Here is a 26914-nt window from a genome sequence, read left to right as displayed (position 1 = left end):
GGTTAACCTGCGCGAGGACAGCGGGACTGACGCAGGGCGAGGCACGTGGAGAACCGACGGACTGTGGCCGACGGCCTGTGGCTCGCCGTACGCACCCTCGTGTACGCCGTCCTGGGCGGCGCCGCGCTCATCGCCGTCGCCACCGTCGTCTCCGTGCTCGGGCCGGTGCTGGCCCTCGACCTCTACACCCCGCCCGTGGCGGCCTGGTGGACCGTCTTCACCGCCGTCGCCGTCCAGGGCGTGCCCTTCCTGCTCCTCGGCACCGTCGTCTCGGCCGCCATCGGCGCCTTCGTACCGGAGAAGATCTTCAGCCGCCTGCTGCCGGGGAACCAGGCGCTCGCCGTGCCGGTGGCGGGCGCGGCGGGTGTCGTGCTGCCGGGGTGCGAGTGCGCGTCCGTGCCGGTGGCGGGGAGCCTGATGAGGAGAGGGGTCGCCCCGGCCGCCGCGCTCGCCTTCCTCCTCTCCGCTCCCGCGATCAACCCCGTCGTCCTCGTCGCGACCTCCATCGCCTTTCCCGGGCAGCCGACGATGGTCCTCGGGCGGCTCGTCGCCTCGCTCGCGACCGCCGTCGCCATGGGCTGGCTGTGGGTCCGCTTCGGCAAGGAGGAGTGGCTGCGGCTGCCCAAGGGCCGTACGCCGTCGAACGCGACGACCGGGCTGCGCGGCTTCGCCTCCGGACTCCAGCACGACTTCCTGCACGCGGGCGGCTTCCTCGTCCTCGGCGCGGCCGCCGCGGCGACCTTCAACATCGCCGTCCCCCGGTCCGTCCTGGACGTCTTCACCGGCTCCGCCTGGCTGTCGGTGCTGCTGCTGGCCGTCCTCGCGGTCGTGCTGTGTGTGTGCAGCGAGGCGGACGCCTTCGTCGCCGCCTCGCTGACCGGCTTCTCGCCGACCGCGCGGCTGGCGTTCATGGTGGTGGGCCCGATGGTCGACCTGAAACTGATCGCGCTGCAGGCGGGGACCTTCGGGCGTTCCTTCGCGCTGCGGTTCTCGTCCGTGACCTGGGTGGTGGCCTTGGCGAGCAGCGTGCTGGTGGGGTGGTGGCTGCTGTGAGGCGCTACGGCTCGGCGATCCTGCTCCTTCTGACCGGCGCCGCGATCCTGCGGATCTCGCTGCTGAGCGAGCTGTACCTGCGGTATGTGCAGTCCGGGCTACGGCCGTATCTGATCGTCTCCGGGACGGTGCTGGTGCTGCTGGGGGCGGCGGCGGGGGTCGCACGGTGGCGGGGGCGGCGCTCCGACGACCACGACCATGACGACCACGACCATGACGACCACGACCATGACGACCACGACCATGACGACCACGACCATCATGGGGAGCACGGTCATGCGCATCCCGGCCCCCGGCTGGCCTGGCTGCTGGCCCTGCCCGCCGTCGCCCTCCTCCTCTTCCCGCCCCCGGCGCTCGGCTCCTACAGCGCCGGGCGCGAGGCGGCCCAGCGGGCGGCCCAAGGGGTCGGGACGTTCCCCGCGCTGCCCTCCGGGGACCCGGTGCGGCTGACGCTCGCCGAGTTCAGCTCCCGGGCGATCTACGACAGCGGACGCTCGCTGAAGGGCCGTACCGTCCGGATGACCGGCTTCGTCACCCAGGACGACGACGGCACCTGGTACCTCACCCGCCTCTACGTCACCTGCTGCGCCGCCGACGCCACCACCAGCAAGATCGAGATCCGGGGCGCTGCCTCTTCGGATCGTCCGCCCACCGACGCCTGGGTCACCGTCACCGGCACCTGGCATCCCCAGGGTGAGCTGGGCAGCGACGCGGCCTGGCCGCCGGTGCTCGACGCCGGGTCGGTGGTGCGGGTGACGCAGCCCTCGGATCCGTACGAGAAGCGGTAGGCGGGCGTTTGTGGCGAGGGGCCCCGGGTAGTCGGGCGGCATCCGGGACGGACGGTCCGGCCGCCCGCCCCGGGTGCAGAGACCATGTACGCCGCACCGTATGGAGGAGGCGGTAACCGTGCGGCCCAGGGACGAGCGGCACGGCGGATCCGTCGGCGGCGAGGGTCCCCGGCCCGCCTCGGAGCGGAAACGTGATCCGGCCGCCCGTGCGATCGGCGAGGAGGTACGGGGCGCCCGGCCCGCGGAGATACCGGGCCGGCTGTGCGCGGTCACGGTCCGGCTGGTGGACGTGACCGGGGCGGCCGTATCGCTGCACGCCAGCGGGATGCCCGTACAACTGTGTGCGAGCGACGAACTGGCGGCGTACCTCACGGAGACCCAGGCGACGCTGGGCGAGGGGCCCTGCCTCGCCGCCGCGCAGGCCGGGGCGGCCGTGTTCGCCGAGGACCTGGCGGGCGGGGAGGGGGCGCGGCGCTGGCCGGTGTTCGCCATGGAGGCCACGGCGGCCGGGATACGGGCGGCGTACGCCGTGCCGCTGGGCGGTGAGGACGCCGGAGCCGGGCCGGAGGGCCTGGGATGTCTGGGCACGCTGGACCTGTACCGCCGCGAGCCCGGCCCGCTCGGCGCGCGTGACCTGCGGACCGCGCGGCTCCTGGCCGGGGTCATGACCGTGGCGCTGATGGCCCTGCCGCGCGAGGAGGAGGGCGTGCTCGACCCGGGGTGGTGGCTGAGCGGGCTCGCGACCGAGCACGACGAGATCTACCAGGCCACCGGAATGATCATGGCTCAGCTGGGGGTCGGCGCGGACGAGGCGATGGCGCGGCTTCGGGGGCGGGCGTTCGCGGAGGAGCGGACCGCGGTGGACGTCGCGCGGGACGTGGTGGCGCAGCGGACGAGGTTCGACCGGGACTGAGCGCTCCGCCGGCCGTCCGGTGCTTCGGCCGCGGGTCCGTGGTACGTACCGGATTTCGGGGGACCCGCTGAGGGCGGCTTCTGTGGGGTCGCCGCTCGCGAAGCGCCTTGGCCGCCGCCCCCGCGCGCCCTCACACCTCCGTGCGGCCCCGCTCGCGGACCTCGGCGAGGCGGGCGGCGCCCAGTTCCGCGACGCCCTGGGTGACCTCGGCCGACACCGCGCCGACGCCGCCGTTGGTGAGCGCGAGCGCGTCGTCGCCCACGCGGACGGCGGCCACGTCCAGGGTCAGGGTGAACTCGCCCTCCGCCGGCTCTCCGGTGAGCGTGAGCCGGACCGCCTGACGGGCGTCGCCGATGCCGGGCAGTTCGAGACCGCTGACCTGGCCTTCGCGTACGGCGCCCTGCGCGGTCGTCGCCGCGAACGTGGCGCACTTCCGCGGCAGCGACCTCAGCCAGGCGAGCGTGCTCTCCGCCTCCGCCGGGTGCTGCGTGACGACCTGATAGCGCAACTGCGCCCCGTCCCAGACGTCGTCCAGCGCGACGACCGCGCGCGTCCCCGCCGCCGTACCGAAGAGTTCATCCGTATAGACGCTGTCCAGCAGCCGCTGGCACTCCACCGGCTGCGCGACCGCCTTGAGCACCCCGTCCCGCCAGGTGGCGGCCCCCTCCGTCGGCGCCCAGGGCTCCCCGAGATCGCTCTCCCCGATCAGCGCGGCTTCGGTCTGCGCTTTGGTGAGGGAGGGGGCGCCCGCGGGCGAGGGAGACAGCGAAGGCGACGGTGACGGTGACCGTACGGCGGTGGGGACGCCGGGCGGCACGGCCGCCGAGGGGGTCTCCGGCCAGTCGACCGAGCACGCGGGCGTGATCAGCAGCAGTACGGAGCCGAGGAGGACACAGGCTGGTGTGCGGGACATGTCTCCTACCGCACCATCGCGCCCGTGGGCCCACCAGCGCGCCGGTCCGTCCGGGTGAGCGGGCCCCTGCGCGGGGCTGGGCGGGGCAACAAAGCGGAGGCGCCTCCGTTTTAGTGGTACCGTCTCCGAACCGGAGCCGCCTCCGCTTCCGGCCCTGTGTCGTCGCCCAAAGGACCCACTCCATGCCTGGACCGATAAACCCGTCCCCCCCAGCCCACCAGCCCGCGCCCAGGCGGCGTTTACCCCCTGTCGGGGCACGAGGTCGCCCGGGTCGGTTACGGCATGATGCAGCTGCCACGCCTCAAGGACGCCGCCTCGGCACGCAAGGTCCTGCGTCGAGCGTTCGAGCTCGGGGTCGACCACTTCGACACCGCGCATTTCTACGCAGGCGGCGTGGCCAACACCTACCTCGCCGAGGAACTCGGCTCCGAGCAGGGCGTCGTGATCGTGACCAAGGTCGGCGCGCGCCCGCCCAAGCGCGGCCCGATGCCGATGGTCCCGGCCCAGCGGCCCGAAGAGCTGCGCCAGGAAGTACTGGACAACCTCCGCAGCCTGCGGACCGACCGCCCCGACGTGGTCAACATGCGCCGCATCGCACCGGGAACCTACCCGCTGACCCCCAAGCAGAAGGTCGACTTCGACGACCAGATGGCCGAGATGGTCGCCATGCGGGAGGAGGGCCTGATCGGCGCGATCGGCCTGAGCGCCGTGAGCCTGACCGAGCTGCGCCGTGCGCTGCCCCTGGGCGTCGTCTGCGTGCAGAACCAGTACAGCCTCACCTCTCGCAAGCAGGAGGAGGTCCTGGACCTGTGCCGGGCCGAGGGCATCGCCTGGGCCCCCTTCTTCCCGCTCGGCGGCGCCTTCCCCGGCTCGGCCAAGGTCGTCCATGAGCCCGTCGTCCAGGAGATCGCCCGGGAGCTGGGGGCCACGCCCATGCAGGTGGGCCTGGCCTGGCTGCTGCACCACGCGGACAACGCCCTCCTCATTCCCGGCACGACGTCGGTCGCCCACCTCGAACAGAACGTCGCCGCCGGAGCGATCAAGCTGGACGACCAGGCCATGGCGAACCTCGACACGGTCAACCCCGTGGGCGGGATACGCGGATTCGTCAGCCGGCTCCGTTCCTGACGTTCATCACCAGCAGGGCACCTCGTGCTGGACGCAGCACCATTCGATTGCCCTGCGCGGGCTACCAGCGCAGGATCCCGGGGCGATCTCAGCCCGTTGAGGGTGACCTGAACGTGCTGGGGTGGCGTTTCAGCCTGATCTTGCGAGGAACCCCGGGGCTTCAGCCCCGGGAGGAATCGCATCCTGTGGTAGCGATGCGGAGCATCGCAGCACCTGTGGTTGTGGGCGCGGAGCGCCCACAGGGCTGCCGGCGCAGCCGGGTGACGCACCCGGCCGAAGGGGCTGCCCGGCGTCACCCGGGGCGTTTTTGCTGCTCGATGTACTGCTTGATGACGGCGAGTGGTGCGCCGCCGGCGGAGGCGGCGAAGTAGGAGGGGGACCAGAAGTGGTCGCCCCACAGGTAACGGCGGATGTGGTCGGGGAACTCCTGGCGCAGGCGCCGGGCGGAGACCCCCTTGAGGGAGCCGACCAGGCGGGACAGCGCGACCTTGGGTGGATAGTGCACGAGGAGGTGGACATGGTCGCGTTCGCCGTTGAACTCGGTGAGTTCCGCGCCGAAATCCGCGCATACGTCCCGCATGATCTCCTCGCAGCGCGTGAGGATCTCGTCGGTGAACGGACCGCGCCGGTATTTGGGGGTGAAGACCAAGCGTACGTGAAGGGTGTAGACAACTGTTCTACCCCTCCTCAGATCGGGGTTTGGTTCCCATCGCAGTGATATAGGCACAATGTACGGGCTAGCCTGCGGGGGTGAAGCTGGTGGTGCAGGTGAAGCTGCTGCCGACGCCTGTGCAGGCGTCGGCACTTGAGGCGACCCTGCGAGCCTGTAATGAGGCGGCGACCTGGGTGTCGGCGGTGGCGTTCGAGAAGGACGTGAAGCGGAACTTCGCCCTGCGTGAGCACACCTACACCGAGGTCAAGGAGCGGTGGCAGCTGGGCGCGCAGGCCGCCCAGCACGTGATCAAGAAGACCTGCGACGCCTACACCACGCTGAAGGCGAACCTGAAGGCCGGGAACCTGGGCAAGCCGTGGTCGAAGCGCTACCGGCGGGCGGTTGAGAAGCCGATCCGCTTCCGGCCCGAGGGCGCGCAGCCCTATGACGACCGGATGCTGTCCTGGCAGATCCCGGACCGGACACTCTCCATCTGGACGCTGCAAGGGCGTGTGAAGGGCGTGGCGTTCACCGCCTCACCTGAGCACCTGGCCCGCCTGGCCCTGTACCGCAAGGGCGAGTCGGATCTGCTGTTCCGCGACGGCATGTGGTTTTTGAACGCCACCTGCGAGGTCCCCGAGGCCGAACCCGACACCGGCGTGCAGGAGTTCCTCGGGATCGATCTGGGGATCGTGAACATCGCCACCACCTCGGACGGCCAGATCATGGCCGGGCGCGTGCTGAACCGGGGGCGACTGCGTGAGCGCACCCTGCGTACCAAACTCCAGCGTAAGAACACCCCGTCCGCCAGGCGCCGGCTGAAGAAGCGGCGTCGTAAAGAGGCGCGGCGGGCGAAGGACATCAACCACAAGATCGCGAAACGTGTGGTGGCCGAGGCAGAACGCACCGGTCGCGGAATCGCCCTGGAAGATTTGACGGGCATCCGCGAGCGGGTACGGCTTGCAAAGCCCCAACGGGCCACCCACTCCTCCTGGGCCTTCGCCCAGCTGGGAGCGTTCATCGCGTACAAGGCCCGCATCGCGGGGGTGCCGGTGGTGCACGTCGATCCGGCGTACACCTCCCGGACCTGCGCCGAATGCGGCCACATCGACAAGGCGAACCGGGTCTCCCAGGCCTGGTTCGCGTGCCGGTCGTGCGGATTCGTTGATCACGCCGACCGGAACGGCTCCCGCAACATCCGTGCTCGCGCGGAAGAGTTGTGGCGACGCGGGGCGCAGTCAACCGTCCCAGACCCACCCCCGAACCCGGGCCGTGGGACAAGACGCAAACGCAGCACCACAGCCAGTGGCGCCCGTTGTGCAAGCCCGGGACTTCAGTCCCGGGTACGTTGACGTTCTCCCATTCGAACACGGGGGGGACATGCATTGGTAGGGGGCACGCTGACGCTGATGACCCTGGATGACGGCGCGCGAGTGGCCTACGAGGAGAGCATCACGACCGGGACGTTGTTCGAAGATATTGGGATCGTCGCGGAGCGTCAGCGGGCCTACGATCTGCTTAGGGCATGCGCCCTGTCGCCAGGTGACTCGGCGGCGTTCATCCGGTCCGTAATGGAGGCACTACCGACATGAGCACCACCCCTGACCTCTCCCGCGCGGAGTGGGTCAAGTCGAGCTACAGCGGTAACGGAGGCGGGAGTTGCGTTGAGTGGGCACCTGCTTACGTCAGCTCAGGCATCGTCCCGGTCCGTGACAGCAAGGACTCGGACGGCCCGGCGCTCATATTCGAGCCGTCGGCGTGGTCGTCGTTCGTCGCTGCCGTCCAGGGTGACGATTTCCGCACCGTGTGACCTTGACCCGACTCTGATTGGCCGGCCCCCGCCACCGTAGGCGGGGGCCGTCGTCATGAGGGCGCACGCGCGCTTACCTGCCGCGGTCCGTCGCCAGTGCCGAGGGGTGACCAAGGCGGGTTGGCATCGTCGCAGCGCGGTTGACCTGAACATTTCCGCGTGTGAGTACCGGGGGGTTGCGCAAAAGGGTTAGCAACGCCGAAACCTCCCACCCCGCCGTCGTTTTGCCGACTCCGGCCCGCCCTCCGATGAGCAGTACTTCCGCGTGATCCACAGGGGCAGCGTGCCAGCTCGTATCCGTCTCACGCGATCCGATATCGATCGGCCCGCCGGAGACGGCCCGGGGCCGTGGAGGCACCGTGATCGATAGTGAACCGACAGCTCCGCTTTACCCGTTTCCCCTCGTCAGAGGGACAAGATTTCTTCATCGTCAGAGCGGGCGACACGCCTCTTCCGGGTCTTCGGGCCCGGATTTCGGCGGCGCCTCTCTGTGCTTCCGCACACCCATCGGTGGGGCATCCGGAGCCCCGGGTCGCGTCCAGTGGTGCCGGCCGGGGCGTCCCCTGAGGTGTATGCGGCCGACCAACTCGATTGGAAGGATCGTCATGTTAGAGAAGATCAGGCGTGCCTCGGTGCTCGCAGCCATTCCGGCCGCTCTCGCCATCGCGGCCGCCACCCCGGCCAGCGCCGACGACCTCAGTGCGCAGTCCGTCATCGGGACCGCGTACGAGGGGCAGAGTTACACGGGCCGCTCCGACGTCCTGCTCTCCGACGCGGCCCCCTGTACGGACATACCGGCCATCGCCGGCGCGCACTCGGCCACGAACAACGCGGGCTCCGGGTACGTCATCACGTTCTACACGGATCTCGCGTGCGAGGTCGTGGTGGGCATTCTGAACCCCGGTCAGTCCGAGCCGGGCGGCCTGAGCCTCATGGGCGCCTTCGGCGCCGTGGCCTACACCGTCACACCCGTCTGACCTACCTACCGTCGGCGGAACGCCCGGGGGCGCTGTCAACCGTGCCCCCGAGCTGTGCTCTGCGCGCACGCGGTCACCGGAAAGTGCGTCGCCCTTCCGCCCAGCCCCTGTTACCGTCCCCCCATGCAGCGTGCCCAGCCGTCACCCATGACGACGACGCCGGAGAGTGTCCCGGCGCGCTGACTGCTGACGTAGATCATCGAAGCCCCGGGGCGAGTGCTCCGGGGCTTTGGCGTGTGGCGCCCCGGTCGCTCGCCTCCGTATCGGAGGAGCCATCCGTGAACGATCACCGTCGACTCGGCCGTGAGCTGGAGCTGTTCGACACCGACCCGCTGATGGGGGCGGGGTTGCCGTACTGGCTGCCGGACGGGGCCGTGGTGCGGCATGTGCTGGAGGAGTACGTCCGGGAGGTGGAGCGGGCGGCCGGGTACCGGCATGTGTACTCGCCGGTGATCGGGAAGCGGGAGCTGTACGAGATCTCGGGCCACTGGGACCACTACAGCGACGGCATGTTCCCGCCCATGGAGTTGGGGGCCGAGCAGGTCGTGCTGCGGCCGTCGCTCTGTCCGCACCATGCGCTCATCTACCGGTCCCGGTCGCACAGTTATCGCGAACTGCCTCTTCGGATCGCGGAGTTGGGTGGTATGTATCGATCTGAACTGTCCGGCGTCCTCGGTGGGCTCACCCGGGTGCGGGCCATCCAGCTCAACGACGCGCACATCTTCTGCACCCTGGAGCAGTCCGTCGACGAGGCACGTGCGGCGCTGGAGCTGATCGGGCGGGTGTATGCGGATCTGGGGATCCGGGCGGCGAGGTATCGGCTGTCGCTGCCCGGGGAGGGCGGTAAGTACGCCGGCGACCCCGCGGTGTGGCGCCGGGCGGGCGCGCTGCTGGCGGAAGTCCTCGACGGGGCCGGCATCGCGTACGAGGCCGTGGAGGGCGAGGCCGCCTTCTACGGGCCCAAGATCGACGTGCAGGTCGTGGACTCGGCGGAGCGTGAGGCCACACTCTCGACCGTGCAGATCGACTTTCATCAGCCCGAGCGGTTCGATCTGCACTACATCGGCCGGGACGGGGCCAGACACCGGCCCGTCATGGTGCACCGCAGCCTCCTCGGCAGTGTCGAACGCTGTGTCGCCCATCTCGTCGAAGTGCACGGCGGTGCCTTCCCGGTCTGGCTCGCGCCCGTGCAGCTTGCGGTGCTGCCGGTGTCCGAGGCGCAGGAGGAGCAGGCACGGGCTGTCGTACGGCGGGCTGTGCGGCGGGGGCTGCGGGCCGAGCTGTACGGCCCCGGCGACGGCACCCTCGGCGCCCGTATCCGGGCGGCGCGGCTCGTGCCGTACCAGGCGGTCATCGGGGCGCGGGAGGCCGGCGACGAGCTGGCCGCCGTACGGCTGAGGGACGGGCGGCAGCCGGGGGCGGTGCCGGTGGCGGGGCTGCTCGACCGGATCGCGCAGCGGGTCGCGGATCGCGGCGCCGGACTGTGGGCGGCTGCGTAAGGTCACACTTACGCCGCGTGGAAAGAGGAGTAACCGACGTGACCGGTCAGCCCATACCCGTGATCATCGACTGCGACACCGGTGTCGACGACGCCCTGGCCCTGCTGTTCGCCGTACGCCACCCGGGGATCGACCTGCGGGCGATCACCTGTGTGGCCGGGAACACCGATGTCGAAGGGGTCGTGCGGAACACGCTCACCGTGCTGGAGCAGGCGGGCGCCCCCGGGATTCCCGTCGCGCGCGGTGCCGAGCGGCCGTTGATCGAGGCCGTGCGGACGGCACGGCATGTGCACGGGGAGGACGGGATGGCCGACCTCGGGCTGCCCGCACCCACCCGCACGGCGGTCGACGTGGACGCGGTGACCCTGCTGCGGCGGGAGATCCTCGCCTCGCCGCGGCCGGTCACCCTCGTCCCCACCGCGCCCCTCACCAACATCGCGCTGCTGCTGCGGACCCACCCGGAGGTGGTGCGCAACATCGAGCGGATCGTGTTCATGGGCGGCGCGGTCGCCGCGGGGAACGCCACGCCGGTCGCCGAGTTCAACGTGTGGCACGACCCGGAGGCGGCGGCGATCCTGCTCACCGCGGGGGTGCCGATCACCATGTACGGGCTGGACGTGTTCAAGCGGGTGCTCGTGCCTGAGGCGGAGGTGCGGCGGTTGCGGACGAGTCCGGAACCGGGCCTTCGGATGGCGGGGCGGTTGCTGGCCCATCGTGATCCGGACGCGTCCGGGGACCCGACTCCTACGGGGAGTCTGGGCGACGCGGGTGCGGTGTGTGCGGTCGTCGATCCGGCGGGCATCCGTACCGAGCTGCTGCCGGTCGAGGTGAACCTCGCGGCGGGGCCGGGGCGGGGGCAGACGATCGTCGACCGGCGTCCACGGCCCGGTGAGGCCGAGATCCATGCGGGCGGTCGCGAAAGGCCGCTGGTGGATGTGGCGTTGGACGTCGATGTCGAGAGGTACGTGGAGTTGTACCTCTCGACGGTCGAGCGTCAGTCGGCTGTCCGGGCCGCGCACCCCTGACGGGGCGTCATCGTCCGGTCAGTTCGACGTCCGGCGCCGGCGCGTCATCACCACGATCCCCGCGCCGCCGGCCAGCAGCACCGTCGCGCCGATGGCGATCGGCATGGTGGCGCTGCTGCCGCCGGTCTCGGCGAGGTTCTCACCGCCGCCGCCGTTCGGGGTGGGGGCTGCGGGGGGCGTGGACTCGGAGGCGGTCGGAGTGGACGGCGTTTCCGAGGCCGGAGGCGTCGTCTCCTCCTCCGCCGGCGGGGTGGACTCGGCCGGCGGAGTCGTCTCGGCCGGCGGAGTCGTCTCGGCCGGCGGGGTGGACTCGGCCGGGGGCGTGGACTCGGCCGGGGGCTGAGAAGGAACCGTCGTGCAGTCCTTCGTCCCGCCGTTCCACGCCGCGATCAGCTTGTCCTTGATGACCGGGCGGTCCGGGCCCTTGGGCAGGTCGCCGTGTTCGAAGCCGTCGCCCGCGTCGAAGTCGCCGTCGTACTTGACCTTGCCCCGGTAGAGGTCGACCTGGGCGAAGCAGCCCGCGTCCGGCACCGCGATGTCGAGGGTGTCGGTCTGGCCGGGCTTGACGGTCACGGTGTCGAAGTCGACGAAGACCTGCTCGCCGGAGGTGGCGAAGGTGGCGCCGTGGGCGAGGTAGGAGGCGAGGGAGGCGGTGCAGGTGGTGGCGGAGCCGGCGGTGCGGACGGAGATGTGCACCTTGCCGTCGTCGGTGGGCCGGAGGCTGACGTCGTCGACCTTCACCGAGTCGTAGAAGTTGGTGCCGTCGAGCGAGAACTGGCAGCGGTCGGTCTTGGTTTCCGTACCCGCGCCGGTGCCGGGCTGGTACGAGCCGCCGGACTTCCAGCCCTCGCCGCCGGGCGTGCCGGTGGCGAAGGCGCCGGAGGCGGAGGCGACGGTGGCGGCGCAGAGGGCGAGTGACGCGGCGCCCGTGGTCAGCAGGCGGCGCGCGGTGACACGTCTCGCTATGGACATGCAGATCCCCATCTTGGCTTGAGCAGAGAACCCGGGCACGGAGCCGTGGAGGGCAGCGCGATGCTGCCGGGCAGGCCGGGCCGGGTGGAATGGTCGCAAAAGAAAAACGAAAAACACCGGGCTCATCGGTCACATGGGCCACAGCGAGGACCATGCTGGCCGTGCCGCCGAACCCTGTCAACCTGCAGAGATGTAAAGGAAGTTAAGGCGCCATCACATTTTCGCCACACGGGGAATGCTTCAGTCCGCATCTGACACAAGCGCCCAGTGGTTCACTTTTCAGGCGATCTGGACAGGGTTCTGTCTGTCGCACCACAGCGCCACAGCACCACAGCACCACAGAACCGTCGCACCACCGCACAGCGTGACCGCACCGCAGAGGAGACCGCGTGCCCGATCTCTCGTCCCGCGACCCCGACTGGTGGCGTCAGGCCGTCATCTACCAGGTCTATCCGCGCAGCTTCGCCGACGCAGACGGCGACGGGCTCGGGGACCTGAAGGGCATCACCCAGCGCCTGACCCACCTCGCCGCCCTGGGCGTCGACGCCCTGTGGCTGAGCCCCTTCTACCCCTCCGAACTCGCCGACGGCGGCTACGACGTCGCCGACTACCGCGATGTCGACCCACGCCTCGGCACCCTCGACGACTTCGACGCCATGGTCGAGGAGGCCCATCGCCTCGGCTTGAAAGTGATGGTCGACATCGTCCCGAACCACACCTCGCACCAGCACGTCTGGTTCCAGGAGGCCCTGCGCGCGGGACCGGGATCCGCCGCCCGTGACCGGTATGTCTTCCGCGACGGCCGGGGCGCGGACGGTGAACTCCCGCCCACCGACTGGCAGTCCGTCTTCGGCGGCAGCGCGTGGCGACGCCTCCCCGACGGGCAGTGGTACCGACACCCCGCCCGGCGTGCTGGCCTTCGCCCGCGGGGACGGCTGGCGGTGTGTCGCCAGTCTGTCGGGTGCGGCGATCGCGCTGCCGCCGGGCGAGGTGCTGCTCAGCAGCGCGCCGGTCGAGGACGGGCGGATCGGGCCGGATACGGCGGTCTGGCTGGCGTAGCCCGGGAATCCTGGGTCCTTCGGGTCCTTCGGGTCCTCACCCCGTCGACGGCTGGGGCGAGCTGGTCGGCGGCGGGGTGAGGACCACCTCGGACTCGCCCGGGGACGGGGGCGGCGGGGTCATGTCCTCGGCGGGGAGCTTGGGCGGGGTCGTCTCCTGGAAGAGGACGTCGTCCATGTCGACCAGCCCGGTCTGCTCCATGACCGTGATGTGGTCCAGGACGGTGTCGTTGGCCTGGTCGGCCAGTTGGCGCACCAGGGTGTTCTTGGTGTTCACGCGGACCGTCGCGATCGTGTTGAAGATCTGGCCGTGCGACACCCGCAACATGTTTGCCATGTCCCTGTCGAACTTGGCGCCGGTCTCCGCCTGGAGCGTCGCGACGAAGCCCTGCTGCTGGGGGCTCGGCCGGTTGGGGAGGGCGATGCCCAGCTCGGGGGCGATCTCGCGGACCGTGGCGTCGAGGGCGGCGTGTCCGTCGATCAGATGCTCACCGGCGGTGACGACCGCGTTGGTCGTGCCCTTCTCCAGCGCCATCTGCCCCACCGGGTACTCCCACAGCCCTGCCGCCCGCACCTTCACCACGAAGTCCCGGTCCGCCTCCGTCAGCGGCCCCGTCGCGGTCTGTGCGATGATCCGGTCCCCTGTACTGGCCACCGTCTCCAGGCCGAGCAGGCCCGGGTAGGCGAGCGCGGCGAGAGTGAGGCCCAAGGCGCCGCCGACGAGCAGCGTCCCGGTCGCGTTCCGTGTCCATCGCACCGTGCCCTCCCTGACGCCGGTCGGCATCCGTACGGGAGTAGGTACGAAGCGCGATGGTCGAGAGCGCCTCTTGAGAGGGCAAAGAGATGGTCAGGGCTGCGTGGTTCAGACGTGCCCCGGGCCGCCGCTTCCGAAGCCGCCGCTGGTTCCCGGGAGCCAGCGCTTGCGGTGCTGGTCTTTTCCTCGCTTGCTGCCCGCGTGGTGGAGCTCGTACGGCATGAGCCGTTCCCGCTCCGACCGGGGGACCTCGTCCGGTTCCCGTATCTCCCGGACCTCGTGGACGGGGCCGGTGACGGGGAGGTGGGGCTGTTCCTCCGGGCCGGGCCGTGGGGGTTCCTGGTCCCTGACCCGCATGCCGAGCCGCACGGCCCAGATCAGTGCACCGGAGATGAACAGTCCACCAGCGAAGGCGGCTATCACGTTCAGTACGTCACTCGCCGTGGCTGCTAGCTCAAACGCTGCCGTACTCATACTTCCGATTATCGCCGATATCACCTGAATGGGCAGGGAAGGGGGCCCCGCTTCTTCCGGGGCCCCCTTCCCTGGCCGGGCTGTCCTGGCGTGTCCTAGCCGGCCGTGCGACCGCGGCGGTACGCCGTCCAGCCCGCGCCCACCAGCGCGGCGGCCAGCGCGGCGACGGAGACAACCGTGACGCCGGTGGAGGCGAGGCTGCCGCCGCCCGTCGTGGTGGCCGTGGATCCGGAGGTTCCCGTGGAGCCGGTGCCACCCGTGGAGCCGGTGCCACCCGTGGTGGACGTACCGCCGGAAGAGCCGGATCCACCCGTCGAGCCGGAACCGCCCGTGGAGCCGTCGTCCGTGTCCACCGGGTCCTGGCCGACGAAGCTGACCGGGACCTTCACGTCCTGTGAGCGGTCGCCGGAGAGGGTGTGGTCGGCGCGGGTCGCCAGGACGCAGGTCGCCTGGAAGCAGTCGGTGAACTCGTCCGCGGCGTCCACGGTGAGTTCGACCTCGAACGTGCCGCCGTCGCCGTAGGGGATCGCCAGGCCCTCGCCGTAGTCCGGCGGGTTGGAGGAGATCCAGGCGGAGGACTCGGAGGTGCCGGACATGTCGACGCCGCCGACGCAGGGCGTGGGGAGTTCGCCGTCGCCGTTGTCGACGCACAGGGCGACGTAGATGCCCTTGTCGGTGTCGTAGCCGGAGCCGGTGATCTGCAGGGTCTGGTCCTCGGTGGCGAGGTTGTTGACCGGTGTGACGGTCAGCTCCTGGCCCTCGGGGCCGGTGACGGTCCTCGTGCCGGAGGGCTCCTGTTCCTCGCCGCCGTCGCCGCCGCCGTTGCCGCCGCCTCCGTCGCCGCCGTCCGACGGCTCCTCGACGGTGAGCGTCACCGGCGTCGTGCGGGTGGTGCCCACCGCGTTGGTGAACTCCGCCCGGTACCGGTAGCCGTCCTGCGACTCCCGGGCGGTGAAGGCGTACGCGTTCCGCGTCGCGCCCTCGACGGTGGTCCAGGTCTGGCCGCCGTCGGGGCTGACCTGCCAGCGCACGGTCGGCTCGGGAGTGCCCTCGGCCGCCGCGACGAACGTGACCTCGTCGCCGGCGTCCACGGTCTGGTCGGTCGGGGACTGGGTGACCTCCGGGGAGACCCGGACGTCGAACTTCAGGACCTTGCTCTCGGCCTGGGCGGTGACATAGACCGACGTGGCGCCCGGGGCCACGGCGACCGCGCCGCCGGTGCCCGCCACGTTGCCCGGGAGGGCGACGGGCGCGGCGGCCTGCTCGAAGGCGGTGCTGTCGTACGTCTGAAGGGCGCCGGTGCTGTCCGAGCCCTCCGCGGCGGTGTCCTCGCGCAGGACGATGGCGCGGTGCGTGGTCTTGTCGAAGCCCACCGCCTTCGCCCGGTCCGTGCCGGACAGCGTGGTGAGGAGCTTTGCGTCCTTGTCGTAGACCAGGACGTCGTTGCCGACGCCGACCCAGACGTTGCCGGTGTCCGGGTCCGGTTCGATGAAGGTGACGAAGCCCTCGGGGAGCCGGGCCGTGGCCGTCACGGTGAAGGAGCCGGTGTCGACGCGGCTGAGCGTGCCGTTGTCGTAGCCGGACCAGGCGGTGGCGCGTGCCGTGTCGACGCCGAGCTTGCCGCCGCCGTCGAGGGTGAGGGTGCGCTGGACGGCGCCGGTGGCGTACTCGACCTCGGAGAGGGCGGCGCCCTGCTGGACCAGGACCGTCGACGCCTGGGTGCCGGGGCCGGTGGCGGTGACCGAGGCGCCGGTCAGCCAGACGCCCTGGGCGGCCGTGTCGCCGTCCTTGGCGGTGCCCAGGCCGCGCAGCGGGTAGTGGTAGACGACGCCGTCACCGGCGAGCGGGGCGGTGATCTCCTTGGCCACCCGGGGCGCCAGGGTGCCGGTGGAGCCGGGGGCCTGCGCGATGTGGCTGAGCAGCCTGCCGTCGGAGGCGTCCAGCGCGTACAGGCCCTGCTCGGCGACGTCGGCGGTGTCCGGGATGTTCTCCGAACCGACGTACAGCTTCCCGGAGTCGGGGTGCAGGAGGAGGTCCATCGGGCGCCCGGCGGTGGTGAACTCGGCGGACTTCACATAGCTGACGGTGCCGGGCGGTACGTCCACGCCCTCGCCGCCGTCGCCGCCACCGGGTTCCTGCCCCTCGAAGGCGACCGGGACCCGGACGTCCTGGGACCGGTCGCCGCTGTTGCGGTGGTCGACGCGGGTGACGACCGAGCAGGCGACCTGGGTGCAGTCGAGCCCGCTGTCCTTGGCCTTGACGTCGATCTCGACGTCGAAGGTGCCGCCGGCGCCCCACGTCATGGCGAGTTCGCCGGCATACTCGTCGCCCTCGGGCACGATCCACTTCGACGCCTCGCCGCCCCCGGTGATGTCGGCGCCGCCCAGGCACGGTGAGGGGATGCGGTTGTCGCCGTTGTCCTTGCACAGGGCGAGATAGACGGCCTTGGTCTCGTCGTAGCCCTCGCCGGTGACGCGCAGGGTCTCGCCGTCGGGGTCGAGGTTGGCGGAGGCGGAGACGGTGAGTTCCTGGCCGTCCTTGCCGAGGCCCGTCCTCGGGGTGTCGGCGGCGCGGGCGGTGGAGCCGACGCCGACCGTGACCGAGGCGGCCACGAGCGCGGCGGCGCCGAGCAGCGCCGCCGGGCGTCTGCGGCGCGGGCGTGGCATGTCAACTGCCGTGGAGAGCATGGGAGTTCCTCATCGGTGGGTCGGCTCGGAGGATGGTGCGGGCCGGTCGACGGGAGGACCGGCCCGCACCACGTACGGGGTTACTCGAAGGTGATCGGGACGTGGACGTCGTACTTGCGGTCGTTGGTGTCGAAGTGGTCGGCGCGGGTGACCACCGCGCACTCGACGTCCTCGCCGCAGACCCTGCCGTCGTCGAGGGTCGCCTGGACGTAGATGTTCACGCTGAAGGTGCCGCCGGTGCCGAACGTGGAGGTGTTGGGGGCCGTGCCGCCGTAGGTGTTGTTGATCCAGTGCGAGGCGCCGGTCGAGCCGGTCTCGTCCTGGCCGCCGAGGCACGGGGTCGGCAGGTTGGCGCCCGCGGCGCCGTCGACCACGCACAGGCCGACGTAGATGCCCTGGCCGGTGTTGTAGCCGGAGCCGGTGACGGTGATGACCTGGCCGTCGGCGGCGGCCGTGTCCGGCGCGGTCAGGGAGAGGTTGTACGTGGTCGTGCCGTCGACGACGGTGCGGGTCGAGGTGGCGGCGGAGGCGGATCCGGCCAGGCCGACGGTGAGGGCGCCGGCGGCGGCTACGGCGAGTGCCACACGGGCGGAGGTACGTCTCATGGGTCCCGAATGCCTTTCTGGGGGGTGAGTCGAGCGAGTGCTCAACTTAGGTAAGGCAAACCTAAGTTAAAGTCCGGGGTGCTTGTCAATGGCTCAGGACACGCCCTGGTGCTCGACCTCGAACCCGACCGACGTCACGGACTGTTGATCCTCCGGCGTGTACAACTCGACCGTGTGCGCGCCCTCTTCGGCCTTGGCGTACACCGGGAAGGACCGCTCGATCCGGCCCCGAGCGTCGGCCACCGCCTGATAGCGGGTGTCGCCGTCGATCGCGACGAGCACCACCGCACCGGGCCCGAATCCCCTTCCGGCGACGGTCTGTTCGCCGCCCGCGGTCAGGGTCGGGCGGGTGACGGACGCGGACGGCGCACTCGCCGCCGGACCCGTGGATTCCGCTCGCTCCGGGGACGCTGCCGCATCGCCCGGCGCCGGGGTGCCTGGCGTCGGCGTGCTCGGCGCCGGTTCAGGTGTCCCGGCGGACGTATCGCTCCCCGTCCCCACCGTCACATCCAGCACGCCCAGCCCGTCCCCCGCCGCGAACTCGGTGCCGCTCCACGCGGACAGCAGCGCCGCCCCCGCCTGAGTGAGAGACGCGCGCAGACCGGTCCAGGTCACCCCGCCCGCGCGTACGGCGACGGCGGCGTCGCCCGTCGCCACCTCGGCCAGCGCGAGGTCACGGGCCTGTCCGTCGACGGCCGTACGGGTATGCAGGGCGCCGTCGTCACCGTCCAGGCTCAGCCGCAGGGCGCCCAGGACGAGGGGCTGCCCGGCGGAGCCGTCGAGGCGGAGGGTGCCGCCCAGGTCGATGTCGGCGGCGCCGGATGAGGGGTCGGCGCCGCCGCCGGTGGCAGGGAAGGACGTCCGGTTCGCCGAGCCCTGTACGGCGGGCCGGACAGCCGTCAGCGTCACGCCGTCCAGCTCCGCCGAGCCCGTGGCCCAGGTCGCGTACCCGCCGGACACCTCACGCGGGAACGTCTCGTCCGCGCTCGCCGCGCCCGCCGGGGCCAGCAGCGCGAGCAGGGCGCCGCCGGCCAGGACCGCGGCGCCGGGTCTGTTCACCATCTTCTGTTCTCCCTCTGGAAGTTGAGGTCAGTGCGCCCGGCGGCGTCGCCGTGCCACGTACCAGGTCCCCGTGCCCACCACGACCAGTCCGGTCGCCGTCATGCCGAGCGGGAGGGCGAGGGAGCCGGTGCTGGCCAGCGGACCGCCGGAGTCCTGCGAACCGCCCGTGCTGCCGCTGTCGCTTCCGCTCCCACTGCCGCTTCCGCCGGTCGTGCTCGCACCGGCCGTGGCGCTCGGCGTCGCCGAAGTGCCGTCGGACGCCGACGACCCGCTCCCTGCGAAGGTCACGGGAACTCGCACCGTCTGCGACTGGTCCCCGCCCCGCGTGTGGTCGTTGCGGGTGATGACGGCGCAGGTCACGCCGGACTTGGTGCAGTCGGTGTTGGCGTCCTTGGCGCGCACCTTGAGCTGCACGCTGAAGGAGCCGTCGTGTCCGCTGCCCTTGTAGGCCGTGGCCAGGCCTTCGCCGTAGGAGGGCGGGTTGGAGGAGATCCACACCGACGCCCCGGACTCGCCGGACATGTCGACGCCGCCGACGCAGGGCGTGGGCGTCTTCCCGGCTCCGTTGTCCACGCAGAAGGCGACGTAGATGCCCTTCTCCGTGTTGTAGCCGGAGCCGGAGACGGTGACCGTCTCGCCCGCCGAGTCGAGGCCGGAGGCCTTGGACACGGTGAGCTCCTGGCTCTCGGGTCCGGTCGCCGAGCTGCCCGCCGCTGATGCCGGTACGGCGGCCGTGAGCACCAGGGCGACCGAGGCGACGGCCCCGGCCAATCCGGCAACTCGTCTGTCATGCAAGCCGCTTGAGGAAATCAAGTCACACCCCCACCTCGGGTAATTAAGGTAAACCTAACCTAAAGTAAGACTCAACCGTATTGCGATGCGAGATACGAAAGGACTGGCGATGCAGAAGTCCGGAAGAACCCCGCGAGCGCGGGCCCTCGCCCCGCTCGCCCTGGCGGTCGCCCTGTTCACCGGCGCCTGCGGGGGCAACTCCGCCGATGCCGGCGGCGCGTCGGACGCGTCTCCGGTCTCCGCGAGCGAGCGGGCCGCCGCGGCCGAGAAGCAGCTCGCGAAGAACACGCTCGTACCGCTCGAAGGGAAGGCGCCCACACCGGAGTTGCCGGTGACCGTCGACTCCTCCGACGGCCGCGAGGTGACCGTGCGGGACGCGTCGCGGATCCTGCCGCTCAACGGCGGTGTGGCGGAGATCGTGTTCACCCTGGGGCTGGGCGACAAGGTGGTGGGCCGTGACATCACCGCCACCTTCGAGGAGGCGAAGAAACTCCCGCAGGTCACCAAGGCGCACGACGTGAGTGCGGAGAGCGTGCTGTCGCTCAGGCCGACGGTCGTCCTCGCCGACACCGACACCGGGCCGTCCGAGGCGATCGACCAGATCCGGGACGCGGGTGTCCCGGTGGTCGTCCTCGACCCGGCGACGAAACTGGCCGACGTCACGACCCGTACCACCCGGATCGCCGAGGCACTCGGCGTCCCCGGCGCGGGCAAGGCGCTCAACGACCGTATGGCCGACGACATCGCCGCCGCCCGCGCCGCCGTCCCCGAGGGCAGCGAGCCCAAGGTGGCCTTCCTCTACATGCGCGGCAGCGCGGCCGTCTACCTGATGGGCGGCAGGGGCTCCGGCGCCGACTCGCTGATCGAGGCGGCGGGTGCGGTCGACGCGGGCGTGGAGGCCGGACTCGACCAGCCCTTCACACCGCTCACCAGCGAGGCCCTGGTCTCCGCCCAGCCCGATGTGATCCTGATGATGGACAAGGGGCTGGAGTCGGTGGGCGGTATCGACGGGCTGGAGGACATCCCGGGGGTCGCCCAGACCCCGGCGGGGGCGGCCAAGCGGGTCGTGTCCCTGGAGGACGGGGTGCTGCTGAGCTTCGGGCCGCGTACCCCGCTGGTCATCGACATTCTGGTGGACCGGATTCACCAGGGATGAAGGTTACGGATTGAACAACCCCTGGTGGCTACGGGGCGATCGAGCGACGATGGAGGCATGACTCTGGCCCAGCGTGCCCTGGAGCGACTGGAGGCCTGGCCCGACCTCACGGCGGTCCAGGCCAGTTGCGGTACGGGGCGCGCACTGCGCACCCGGCGCTGCGAAATCGTGCACTTCCACTCCGACCACGAAGTGGACCTGCATCTCACGAGCGGTGCCATCAGACGTTTCGCCGAGGACCTTCAGCGGTCCACGGCGATCCGTGTGGTGCCCGGCTCCCGCTGGGTGACGGTCCACCTCGACTGCGAAACCGATGTGGACCTGCTGGCCAGCCTGGTGAGCGTCGCCCTCCAGGCCCACGAGAAGCCGTCTCCGTCCGGGGCCCAGCCACCCGGTGGCTGCAACTTCCACCGCGTCACGGTCCTGCCCAGACAGCACGAGCGGGGCTGACGGTGCCCGGGGTGCCGGTCAGCCCAGGCAGATCACGAGCAGGCAGAGCTGCGGTGACGACGCCGTCGGCGCGGGGGCGGCGGGGGTCTGCGACGGCGTCGGAGTCGCGGCGGGGGCGGTCGTCGCGGAGGCGGACGGGGTGGGCGTCGGCGTCGTCACCGGGGTGTCCGGGGTGTCCGGGGTGCTGGGCAGCAGGGGCAGGGTCTGCCGCTGCTGCTGCGGGGCCTTCGGCGCGAGGGTGACGGTGTGCGACTGCGTGGTCCGCGACGTGTTGGCGGACTGCTTGCCGGGGACCCGGGGGGATGCCGGGTCGGAGACCTGGGTGCCGGGGGTCGGCGAGGCCGGGCGGGTGCCCTGTGCCGGGGCCTCCTCCACCCCCGTCGTCTGTTCGCCCGTACCGCCCATGATCGTGTCGTCCGGCGCCGTGGCCGCCTGAGCCCGGTCGGTGCCGCCGCGCTGCATCGTGAGGAAGCTCAGGCCGCCGCCGACGAGCGCGACGGCGGTCGCGAGCATGGCCCGCCGCTGATGCTTCTTCAGCCTGGCGAGCTGCCGCCGCCGCGCGGCCCGGCCGCCGTGGGACGAAGGGGCCGCGACCGGGGCGTGGCGGGGACCCTGGACATCATCCGTGCCCTGGTCCACGGCGGGTACGGCGGGCTCGGTGCCGGCCTCGTCCTGGCAGTGATCGGCGTACCAGCCGGACATCGGCATCGGGGCTATGTCCGGGGCGTAGGCGCCGCACCCGGGACAGACCAGAGCGCCGTTGAGGTGCCGGCGACACGTGGTGCAGTAGTCCATCTCTGGTCTTCCTGGGTTGACGGCATCGAATGGCCAGCAACCTAGCCAGGCTTTCGAAAGCCTGTGTGCAGTCAGTGTGGTGCTCTTGCGCAGATTCGCCGCCGGTGACGACATGCACCCCGCGGGTGACGCGGGGTGCATGCGGTACCGGCTTGTGGACGACTAAGAGAACAGGAGCTGCCAGGTCAGCGGGCCCGGCTGGCCGTCCGCGTCGCCGCGCAGTTCCTTGCGGGACTTCTGGAAGTCGCGCACGTTGAGGCGGTCGGCCTCGCCCCAGGTCCTGCTGGGGCCGACGCGGTAGTGGTCGCCGAAGCCGCGCTTGACGAGCTGCTTGCCGAGCTTCAGGACGTGCTCGTTGGAGGCGCCGTCGCGGAAGTACTTGCGGCCGGGGTAGGCGGGCACCTTCGGCTTCGAGGGCTTGGCCGCCGCGGTGTCCGACGGAGTCCCGTCGCCGAGGTCCAGCTCCGCCTTGGCGTGCTTGAGGATGCGGGCGAAGTCGATCGCGCCGGGGTCGCCGTGGACGTTCTCCGGCACGTGCATATGACCGCACACCCCCTTGAAGTCGCCCCACTTCGTGCCCGACATCCGCTGGTCGCCGCCGTTCGCGTACGACGTCGGATACGCCGGCCACTGCTTCGGCCCGGCCAGCGGCACGCCGTGCTCCTCGTGCATCCAGGCGAGGAAGCGCGCGACGCCGGTCAGCGCCCACTCGGGGGCGTCGGGCCAGTAGACGTGCGACTGCTTTGCGGCCGCCCACTTCTGGTGCGTCTTGGGGTCGCAGGTGCCGACCAGCTCGACCTGACAGACGTTCAGGGTGTTCGTCTCGACGCCGCCGCGCAGGTTCTGCAGGGCTCTGGAGGAGGACTCCACGTCGAAGTGCTGGTACCACTTCAGCTTCTTGGCCGCGAGGTCGGGCACGGCCGTGAGGTTGGGCGCGGAGCCGCCCCCGCCGTATCCGGGCAGGGTGCGGCCCTCGGTGGTGTGCAGGACGACGACGTTGACCTCCATCGCGTCACCGCCGAAGTCGTCCTGGTACCAGTTCGCGCGGCTCGCCCCGGGGTACCGCTGCGGTCCTGTCTTCGTGCTCACTCCGGTCTCCTTCTGCATACACCTGCTGCTTACACCTGGGCCCAACGTGGCTGAAATGTAAAGGCTTTGGCGGTGCGCCGGGAGGAAACGGGAGTGTCTTGTGGCACGACTGTTGCGTCTGTTACGTCAGTCGGTGCCGAAAGCCGTGCGCAGGGTGCTTCGCCCTCGTCGCGCGGCACGTTTGCCTCGCCGGTGATGACCAGGGCCGGGGGCAGCCCGGTGAGCTGCACGTCGAGTCGACGGTTCCAGCGCTGTCGAAAGGGATCACCGTTGGCCATGAGCCGGACCGGGCTATCTTGATCGCCCAGGGTCTCGACCCGTCCTCCATCACGTCCCTGCTTCCGGCGCACCGGGTCTGCAACTCCCGCAAGGACAACCGGCGTCCGAAGCCGTCGCCGAACGTGTCATGCCGCCGGTGATCAGCGGGCTGCGGGCATGTTCCCGTGGCGCCAGTCGTCCACGCGCTTGCGGATGCTGGGGACCATGGGCAGCGCGTCGACCTCGGACGGCTCGAACCAGCGGACATCCGTGGACTCGTCGGATACGGCCAGATGTCCCGCCACCGGCCGGGCCAGGTAGCAGATCGAGAACTCCTGCCGGACGTCGCCGTCGTCGTACGCGAAGACGTGCCGGGGGTTCGTGTAGGTCCCCACGATGCCGATGATCTCGACCTCGTAGCCGGTCTCTTCTCGCGTCTCTCGCACCGCGCAGTCCGGCAGCGATTCGCCGATGCTCATGGCGCCGCCGGGCAGGGCCCACATGCTGTTGTCGGCGCGGCGCTGGAGCAGGATGCGTCCGGCGTCGTCGACCACGACGGTGGAAGCAGCGGGAACGAGGCTGTTCGCGGCAGGGGCGTCGGGATCGTCTTCGTAGTCACGCCTGCCCATCGATGCGTGGGGTTTGAAGTCCTGTGTGCAGACGGTGTGTTCGGTGCCCCTGGCGGTGCGCGAGCGGCAGGCAGATCGCTGGTCGGATGGTCAATGTGATGCGGGCGCTGTCGTGGGTGACGGAGACGGTGCAGGGCTCGCTGCGCAGGAGGGGTGCCGTGTCGCGATGCGGCCTTGGTAGAGCCAGACCCATGCCTCGCCGGATGCCTCGGGGCGAGTGCCGATGAGATGGTGCGCAGTGCGACGGTGCTTCGGCCCTTGCAAGCCGACCTTGAAGATGTGCGCTGAGGAGCGACCGGTCAATCTCCGAGGATTGTCTGTCTCGCCGCTCGTGCCCAGATGGCCTGCTGGTGGTTGGTGAAGCCCATGCGGTTCCAGTGGAAGAGCACGTGCCTGGCCAGGATGGTGCGCAGGCCGAGCTGGAGGCTGCCCGCGCGAGCCGCGTCCGCGAGGGCGGTGGCGCCGCGCTCCATGCTGGTGGTCCAGGTCCGCAGCGGTGTCAGGGGGCCGTCGGCGAGTGCGGGGCGGGCGTCGAGCGTCAGAAGGCGTCGTAGCGCGGTCGTCATGCCGCTGATCTGGGTGAGGGATGCGTCAGAGGGAAGCGGCCGTCTGGCCTCGATCTGGCCCCATACGTCTCCCTGTTCGCCCCATTCCAGTCCGGCGGCGCGCAGGAACAGGGTGGTGACGAGGAGGGAGGTCTCTTTCGTCCCGAGGAGGCCGCGGGTGCCGTCGGCAGCGTGCTGGTGGTAGTCGAGGACGCCGACGCTGTCGGCGTGGAACAGGGCGTGCGTGAGCGTCATGCCGTCTGGGCCGCCGAACGCGATGGTCTCTGGTTCGTACCGGGATGGCCACCATCGCTTGGCCACGCCCCGGGACAGGATTCTGTCCCGGGCCTCGGTGAGGTGCGCGATGGTGCCCTCGGTGTCCGCGTCCGCGGCCGGGTGTACGCGCAGGCGCCAGCAGGGGTGCTTCCGTACGAACCACCATGCTCCGACGGCCTCCGTGCGTAGATACGGCAGGAGGTAGGCGCGGAAGGAGTGTTCCGCGGTGGGGTAGTCGGTGAACTCGATGTTCACCTGGTGCCATTCCGTAGGCGGAGTGGCGAGTGCGGCTCGGCCGGCAGCGCGGTAGCGCTCGACCGCGTCAGTGAGCCGGGCTGGGGATGTGCGGACCCTGTTGGCGGCCTGCTCGATCGGCGTTCCGGTGAGGACGGACAGGACGGCGTTCTCCATCGCGCTGGTGCCCTCGTGGTCCATGTGCGGTCTCCTCAGCACAGGAGTAGGCAGGCGTCCCAGGGGGTGGCGGGTCCGGAGTCCGGTTCGGCGGTTTGGAAAGCGAGGGCAGCCCCTGCTGCTCCTTCGAGGAAGCCGGGTTCTTCCGGAGGGGCGAGGGCGAGGAAGCGGTCGCGGAGTTCGGGGAGCCGGTCGGTGAACGCGGTGGGGGTCTCGGCATCTTCGGCGACGCGTTGCACGGTACGTAGGAGGCCGCCGACTCCGTGGCACAGGCCGCGGTTGGTGAGCTGGTCGAGCTGGTGAGGGTCGGTCAGGCAGTCCAGGAGGGCGCGTTCGGCCATGCGCCTGCGGTCGGTGTCGGCCAGCGCGATCGCGGCGAGCTGCTGCGCACGGGCCAGGCCGGGGGTGCCGTAGCACCAGGACGGCGCGGCCGGATGTATGGGTGCGGGGCCGGTCTCGCTGATCCAGCGCGGCCATCGGGTACCGCGGTGGTCGCTGTGGCGGATGCGGTCGAGCCATCGGCAGATGCGGGTCATGGCGGTGCCGTGGTCATCCACGGTGATGCCGCGGCGCTTGGCCAGGGCGAGGAGGGCGAGCGGGCCGGTGATGCCATGGGCAAGGCCGACGTTGGCGTGGCCGCCTGATGCCGCCTAATGGGAGCTGCCGGGTCGGAGAGACTCGGTGCCGTAGCCGCCAGCAGGTGAGCACTTATGTCGCCGGAACCACTGTGAGTTCTGTGGTCAGACCGTGCCCCTGCTGGTTGGCCGGAAGGCCATGACCGCTGATGGGGTGGCGTGCCCGCCGAGCTGAGCGTGAGCACTGGATCCATTAGGCCGCGTGCCGTGTCTTCCGCGGGCTGCATGACCGGGAAGTACCTGACCTGGAGGATGAGTTGCTGCTGATCGGCGACGACTGGGCCGAGGACCACCACGATGTCGAAGTCCAGGACACCACCGGCCGCCGCCTCGCGACCGCAAGGTTGCCCGAGGGCGCGGACGGTATCACCAAGCTCCACGAGCTTGTGGCGAAGCATGCGGGTGAGGACCTCGTCCCCTGCGACGTGATCGTCGGGATCGAGACGGACCGCGGCACCTGGGTGCAGGCCCTGCTTGCGGCCGGCTACCGGGTCTACGCGATCAACCCTCGGCAGGTCGCCCGGTTCAAGGAGCGGTACAGCACCTCCGGCGCCAAGAGCGACAGAGGCGACGCCCACGCGCTGGCCGACATGGTCCGCATCGACCGCGACCAGCTGCGGCCCATCGCCGGCGACAGCGACCAGGCCCAGGCCGTCAAGGTCGTCGCCCGCGCCCACCAGACCCTGATCTGGGAACGCACCCGCACCTTCCAACGACTGCGCAACACGCTGCGCGAGTACTTCCCCGCAGCCCTGAACGCCTACGCGAGCCTGGAGCTGACCAGCACCGACGCGCTGGAACTGCTCATCAAGGCGCCCACCCCCCAGGCGGCGGCCAGGCTCACCCGCATCCAGATCACCGCCATCTTGGCCCGCGCCCGACGCCACAACCGGGACCAGAAGGCCGGGGCCATCCAGGCCGCCTTGCGCGAGAAGCACCTGGAACTGCCCGAGCCGGTGGCCGCCGCCTACGGGGCCACCACGACCGCCCATGCTCGTCTCCTGATCGCCCTCAACGAACAGATAGCCGCGATGGAAGAGCAGGTGAAGGCGCATTTTCTCGCGCACCCGGACGCTGAGATCTACCTCTCCATGCCCGGCATCGGAGAGATCACCGGCGCCCGGGTGCTCGCCGAGTTCGGGGACGATCCCACCCGTTACAGCTCCGCCAAGGCCCGCAAGAACTACGCCGGAACCAGCCCCGTTACCCGGGCCTCCGGCAAGAGCCACACCGTCCAGGCCCGCTACGTGCGCAACAACCGGCTCGCCGACGCGCTTCAGCGCCAGGCGTTCTCCGCCCTGCGGGCCTCACCCGGCGCCCGCCGGTACTACGACAAGCAGCGAGCCCGCGAGGCCGGCTACAACTCTGCCCTCCGCCAGGTCGGCAACAGGCTCGTCGGCATCCTCCACGGATGCCTCAAGACCCGCACCCTCTACGACGAAGCAACCGCCTGGTCGCACCACGCACAACCCCATACCGCTTGACACCAAACGACATGGGGTGTCTGA

Annotated in this window: 25 protein-coding genes and 3 pseudogenes; 14 read left to right on the top strand and 14 right to left on the bottom strand. The window is 70.8% G+C overall.

Annotated features, from left to right (window positions below; genetic code table 11):
* Window positions 1-45 precede the first annotated feature (45 nt).
* The 3 genes from GFH49_RS31425 (at window position 46) to GFH49_RS31415 (ending at window position 2754) form a co-directional block, all read left to right on the top strand.
* Window positions 46-1053, top strand: a complete 1008-nt coding sequence (locus tag GFH49_RS31425; RefSeq protein WP_155059458.1) for a permease — start codon at window positions 46-48, stop codon at window positions 1051-1053.
* A complete protein-coding gene (locus tag GFH49_RS31420) occupies window positions 1050-1841 on the top strand; it encodes a TIGR03943 family putative permease subunit (protein ID WP_155059466.1) in 792 nt (263 codons plus the stop codon). Before GFH49_RS31425 ends, GFH49_RS31420 begins: the two co-directional genes overlap by 4 nt.
* A 100-nt stretch (window positions 1842-1941) precedes the next feature.
* A complete protein-coding gene (locus GFH49_RS31415) occupies window positions 1942-2754 on the top strand; it encodes an ANTAR domain-containing protein (RefSeq protein WP_155059457.1) in 813 nt (270 codons plus the stop codon).
* Between the two features lie 130 nt (window positions 2755-2884).
* Here the strand turns inward: GFH49_RS31415 and GFH49_RS31410 are convergent, their stop codons facing one another.
* Window positions 2885-3667 carry a hypothetical protein gene (locus GFH49_RS31410; protein ID WP_155059456.1) on the bottom strand — a complete coding sequence of 261 codons (783 nt, stop codon included), beginning with the start codon at window positions 3665-3667 and terminating at the stop codon, window positions 2885-2887.
* A gap of 282 nt (window positions 3668-3949) precedes the next feature.
* On the opposite strand from GFH49_RS31410, the gene GFH49_RS31405 reads away from it, so the two are divergent.
* The gene (locus tag GFH49_RS31405) at window positions 3950-4795 is read left to right on the top strand and encodes an aldo/keto reductase (RefSeq protein WP_155059455.1); all 846 of its coding nucleotides are present in this window, start codon (window positions 3950-3952) and stop codon (window positions 4793-4795) included.
* A 292-nt stretch (window positions 4796-5087) separates the two neighbouring features.
* Here GFH49_RS31405 and tnpA read toward each other — a convergent pair whose 3' ends face one another.
* Window positions 5088-5516: an IS200/IS605 family transposase gene (gene tnpA, locus GFH49_RS31400; RefSeq protein ID WP_155059465.1), complete on the bottom strand. Its 429-nt coding sequence runs from the start codon at window positions 5514-5516 to the stop codon at window positions 5088-5090.
* A 29-nt stretch (window positions 5517-5545) separates the two neighbouring features.
* Here tnpA and GFH49_RS31395 point away from each other — a divergent pair, with 29 nt between their 5' ends.
* The 6 genes and pseudogenes from GFH49_RS31395 to GFH49_RS31365 all read left to right on the top strand — a co-directional run bounded on the left by GFH49_RS31395 (window position 5546) and on the right by GFH49_RS31365 (window position 10758).
* Complete coding sequence (locus tag GFH49_RS31395; RefSeq protein ID WP_155059454.1) at window positions 5546-6799, top strand: RNA-guided endonuclease InsQ/TnpB family protein; 1254 nt, start codon at window positions 5546-5548, stop codon at window positions 6797-6799.
* A 1-nt stretch (window position 6800) separates the two neighbouring features.
* Window positions 6801-7039, top strand: a pseudogene (locus tag GFH49_RS31390) (Scr1 family TA system antitoxin-like transcriptional regulator); the annotation flags it as partial.
* A complete protein-coding gene (locus GFH49_RS31385; RefSeq protein WP_155059453.1) occupies window positions 7036-7257 on the top strand; it encodes a DUF397 domain-containing protein in 222 nt (73 codons plus the stop codon). The pseudogene GFH49_RS31390 and the gene GFH49_RS31385, both read left to right, overlap by 4 nt.
* Window positions 7258-7862: 605 nt before the next feature.
* Window positions 7863-8234 carry a hypothetical protein gene (locus GFH49_RS31375; protein WP_155059451.1) on the top strand — a complete coding sequence of 124 codons (372 nt, stop codon included), beginning with the start codon at window positions 7863-7865 and terminating at the stop codon, window positions 8232-8234.
* A gap of 236 nt (window positions 8235-8470) precedes the next feature.
* Complete coding sequence (gene thrS / locus GFH49_RS31370) at window positions 8471-9733, top strand: threonine--tRNA ligase (protein WP_155059450.1); 1263 nt, start codon at window positions 8471-8473, stop codon at window positions 9731-9733.
* Between the two features lie 38 nt (window positions 9734-9771).
* Window positions 9772-10758: a nucleoside hydrolase gene (locus GFH49_RS31365; protein ID WP_155059449.1), complete on the top strand. Its 987-nt coding sequence runs from the start codon at window positions 9772-9774 to the stop codon at window positions 10756-10758.
* 18 nt (window positions 10759-10776) lie between these two features.
* Here GFH49_RS31365 and GFH49_RS31360 read toward each other — a convergent pair whose 3' ends face one another.
* Window positions 10777-11730: an LAETG motif-containing sortase-dependent surface protein gene (locus tag GFH49_RS31360; RefSeq protein ID WP_155059448.1), complete on the bottom strand. Its 954-nt coding sequence runs from the start codon at window positions 11728-11730 to the stop codon at window positions 10777-10779.
* Window positions 11731-12119: 389 nt separating this feature from the next.
* On the opposite strand from GFH49_RS31360, the pseudogene GFH49_RS31355 reads away from it, so the two are divergent.
* Window positions 12120-12629: pseudogene (locus GFH49_RS31355) on the top strand (alpha-amylase family glycosyl hydrolase); the annotation flags it as partial.
* 196 nt (window positions 12630-12825) lie between these two features.
* On the opposite strand, the gene GFH49_RS31350 reads toward GFH49_RS31355, so the two are convergent.
* The 6 genes from GFH49_RS31350 to GFH49_RS31325 all read right to left on the bottom strand — a co-directional run bounded on the left by GFH49_RS31350 (window position 12826) and on the right by GFH49_RS31325 (window position 19165).
* Window positions 12826-13545 carry a DUF4142 domain-containing protein gene (locus GFH49_RS31350; RefSeq protein WP_230396603.1) on the bottom strand — a complete coding sequence of 240 codons (720 nt, stop codon included), beginning with the start codon at window positions 13543-13545 and terminating at the stop codon, window positions 12826-12828.
* 105 nt (window positions 13546-13650) lie between these two features.
* Window positions 13651-14016 (bottom strand): DUF6479 family protein, encoded by a 366-nt coding sequence (locus GFH49_RS31345; protein ID WP_155059446.1) that lies wholly within the window; start codon window positions 14014-14016, stop codon window positions 13651-13653.
* A gap of 95 nt (window positions 14017-14111) precedes the next feature.
* Window positions 14112-16682: an immunoglobulin domain-containing protein gene (locus tag GFH49_RS31340; RefSeq protein WP_155059445.1), complete on the bottom strand. Its 2571-nt coding sequence runs from the start codon at window positions 16680-16682 to the stop codon at window positions 14112-14114.
* Between the two features lie 101 nt (window positions 16683-16783).
* Window positions 16784-17308, bottom strand: coding sequence for a hypothetical protein (locus GFH49_RS31335; RefSeq protein ID WP_155059444.1), 525 nt, complete (start codon window positions 17306-17308; stop codon window positions 16784-16786).
* Window positions 17309-17401: 93 nt separating this feature from the next.
* Window positions 17402-18370, bottom strand: a complete 969-nt coding sequence (locus tag GFH49_RS31330; protein WP_155059443.1) for an HtaA domain-containing protein — start codon at window positions 18368-18370, stop codon at window positions 17402-17404.
* A gap of 27 nt (window positions 18371-18397) precedes the next feature.
* Window positions 18398-19165: a neocarzinostatin apoprotein domain-containing protein gene (locus GFH49_RS31325; RefSeq protein ID WP_230396602.1), complete on the bottom strand. Its 768-nt coding sequence runs from the start codon at window positions 19163-19165 to the stop codon at window positions 18398-18400.
* Window positions 19166-19271: 106 nt separating this feature from the next.
* Here GFH49_RS31325 and GFH49_RS31320 point away from each other — a divergent pair, with 106 nt between their 5' ends.
* Together GFH49_RS31320 and GFH49_RS31315 are read left to right on the top strand one after the other, a co-directional pair.
* Window positions 19272-20318, top strand: coding sequence for a heme/hemin ABC transporter substrate-binding protein (locus GFH49_RS31320; RefSeq protein WP_155059442.1), 1047 nt, complete (start codon window positions 19272-19274; stop codon window positions 20316-20318).
* Window positions 20319-20375: 57 nt separating this feature from the next.
* A complete protein-coding gene (locus tag GFH49_RS31315; RefSeq protein WP_155059441.1) occupies window positions 20376-20768 on the top strand; it encodes a luciferase domain-containing protein in 393 nt (130 codons plus the stop codon).
* An 18-nt stretch (window positions 20769-20786) separates the two neighbouring features.
* Here GFH49_RS31315 and GFH49_RS31310 read toward each other — a convergent pair whose 3' ends face one another.
* The 5 genes and pseudogenes from GFH49_RS31310 to GFH49_RS31290 all read right to left on the bottom strand — a co-directional run.
* Window positions 20787-21563 carry an SCO2400 family protein gene (locus GFH49_RS31310; protein WP_155059440.1) on the bottom strand — a complete coding sequence of 259 codons (777 nt, stop codon included), beginning with the start codon at window positions 21561-21563 and terminating at the stop codon, window positions 20787-20789.
* A gap of 162 nt (window positions 21564-21725) precedes the next feature.
* A complete protein-coding gene (locus GFH49_RS31305; protein WP_155059439.1) occupies window positions 21726-22652 on the bottom strand; it encodes a peptidoglycan-binding protein in 927 nt (308 codons plus the stop codon).
* A 419-nt stretch (window positions 22653-23071) separates the two neighbouring features.
* On the bottom strand, window positions 23072-23539 hold the full coding sequence (locus GFH49_RS31300) for an NUDIX domain-containing protein (RefSeq protein WP_155059438.1): 468 nt from the start codon (window positions 23537-23539) through the stop codon (window positions 23072-23074).
* A gap of 299 nt (window positions 23540-23838) precedes the next feature.
* Window positions 23839-24795 carry a thiopeptide-type bacteriocin biosynthesis protein gene (locus tag GFH49_RS31295; RefSeq protein ID WP_155059437.1) on the bottom strand — a complete coding sequence of 319 codons (957 nt, stop codon included), beginning with the start codon at window positions 24793-24795 and terminating at the stop codon, window positions 23839-23841.
* An 11-nt stretch (window positions 24796-24806) separates the two neighbouring features.
* Window positions 24807-25397 (bottom strand): annotated as a pseudogene (locus GFH49_RS31290) (lanthionine synthetase LanC family protein); the annotation flags it as partial.
* A 266-nt stretch (window positions 25398-25663) separates the two neighbouring features.
* On the opposite strand from GFH49_RS31290, the gene GFH49_RS31285 reads away from it, so the two are divergent.
* The gene (locus GFH49_RS31285; RefSeq protein WP_155053965.1) at window positions 25664-26890 is read left to right on the top strand and encodes an IS110 family RNA-guided transposase; all 1227 of its coding nucleotides are present in this window, start codon (window positions 25664-25666) and stop codon (window positions 26888-26890) included.
* The last annotated feature ends 24 nt before the right edge of the window (window positions 26891-26914 follow it).

Origin of the sequence: Streptomyces blattellae (assembly GCF_009709555.1) — a bacterium.
Classification (GTDB): domain Bacteria; phylum Actinomycetota; class Actinomycetes; order Streptomycetales; family Streptomycetaceae; genus Streptomyces; species Streptomyces blattellae.
The sequence above is the reverse complement of the archived record's forward strand: the minus strand, read 5'-3'. Positions and strand labels throughout refer to the sequence as shown.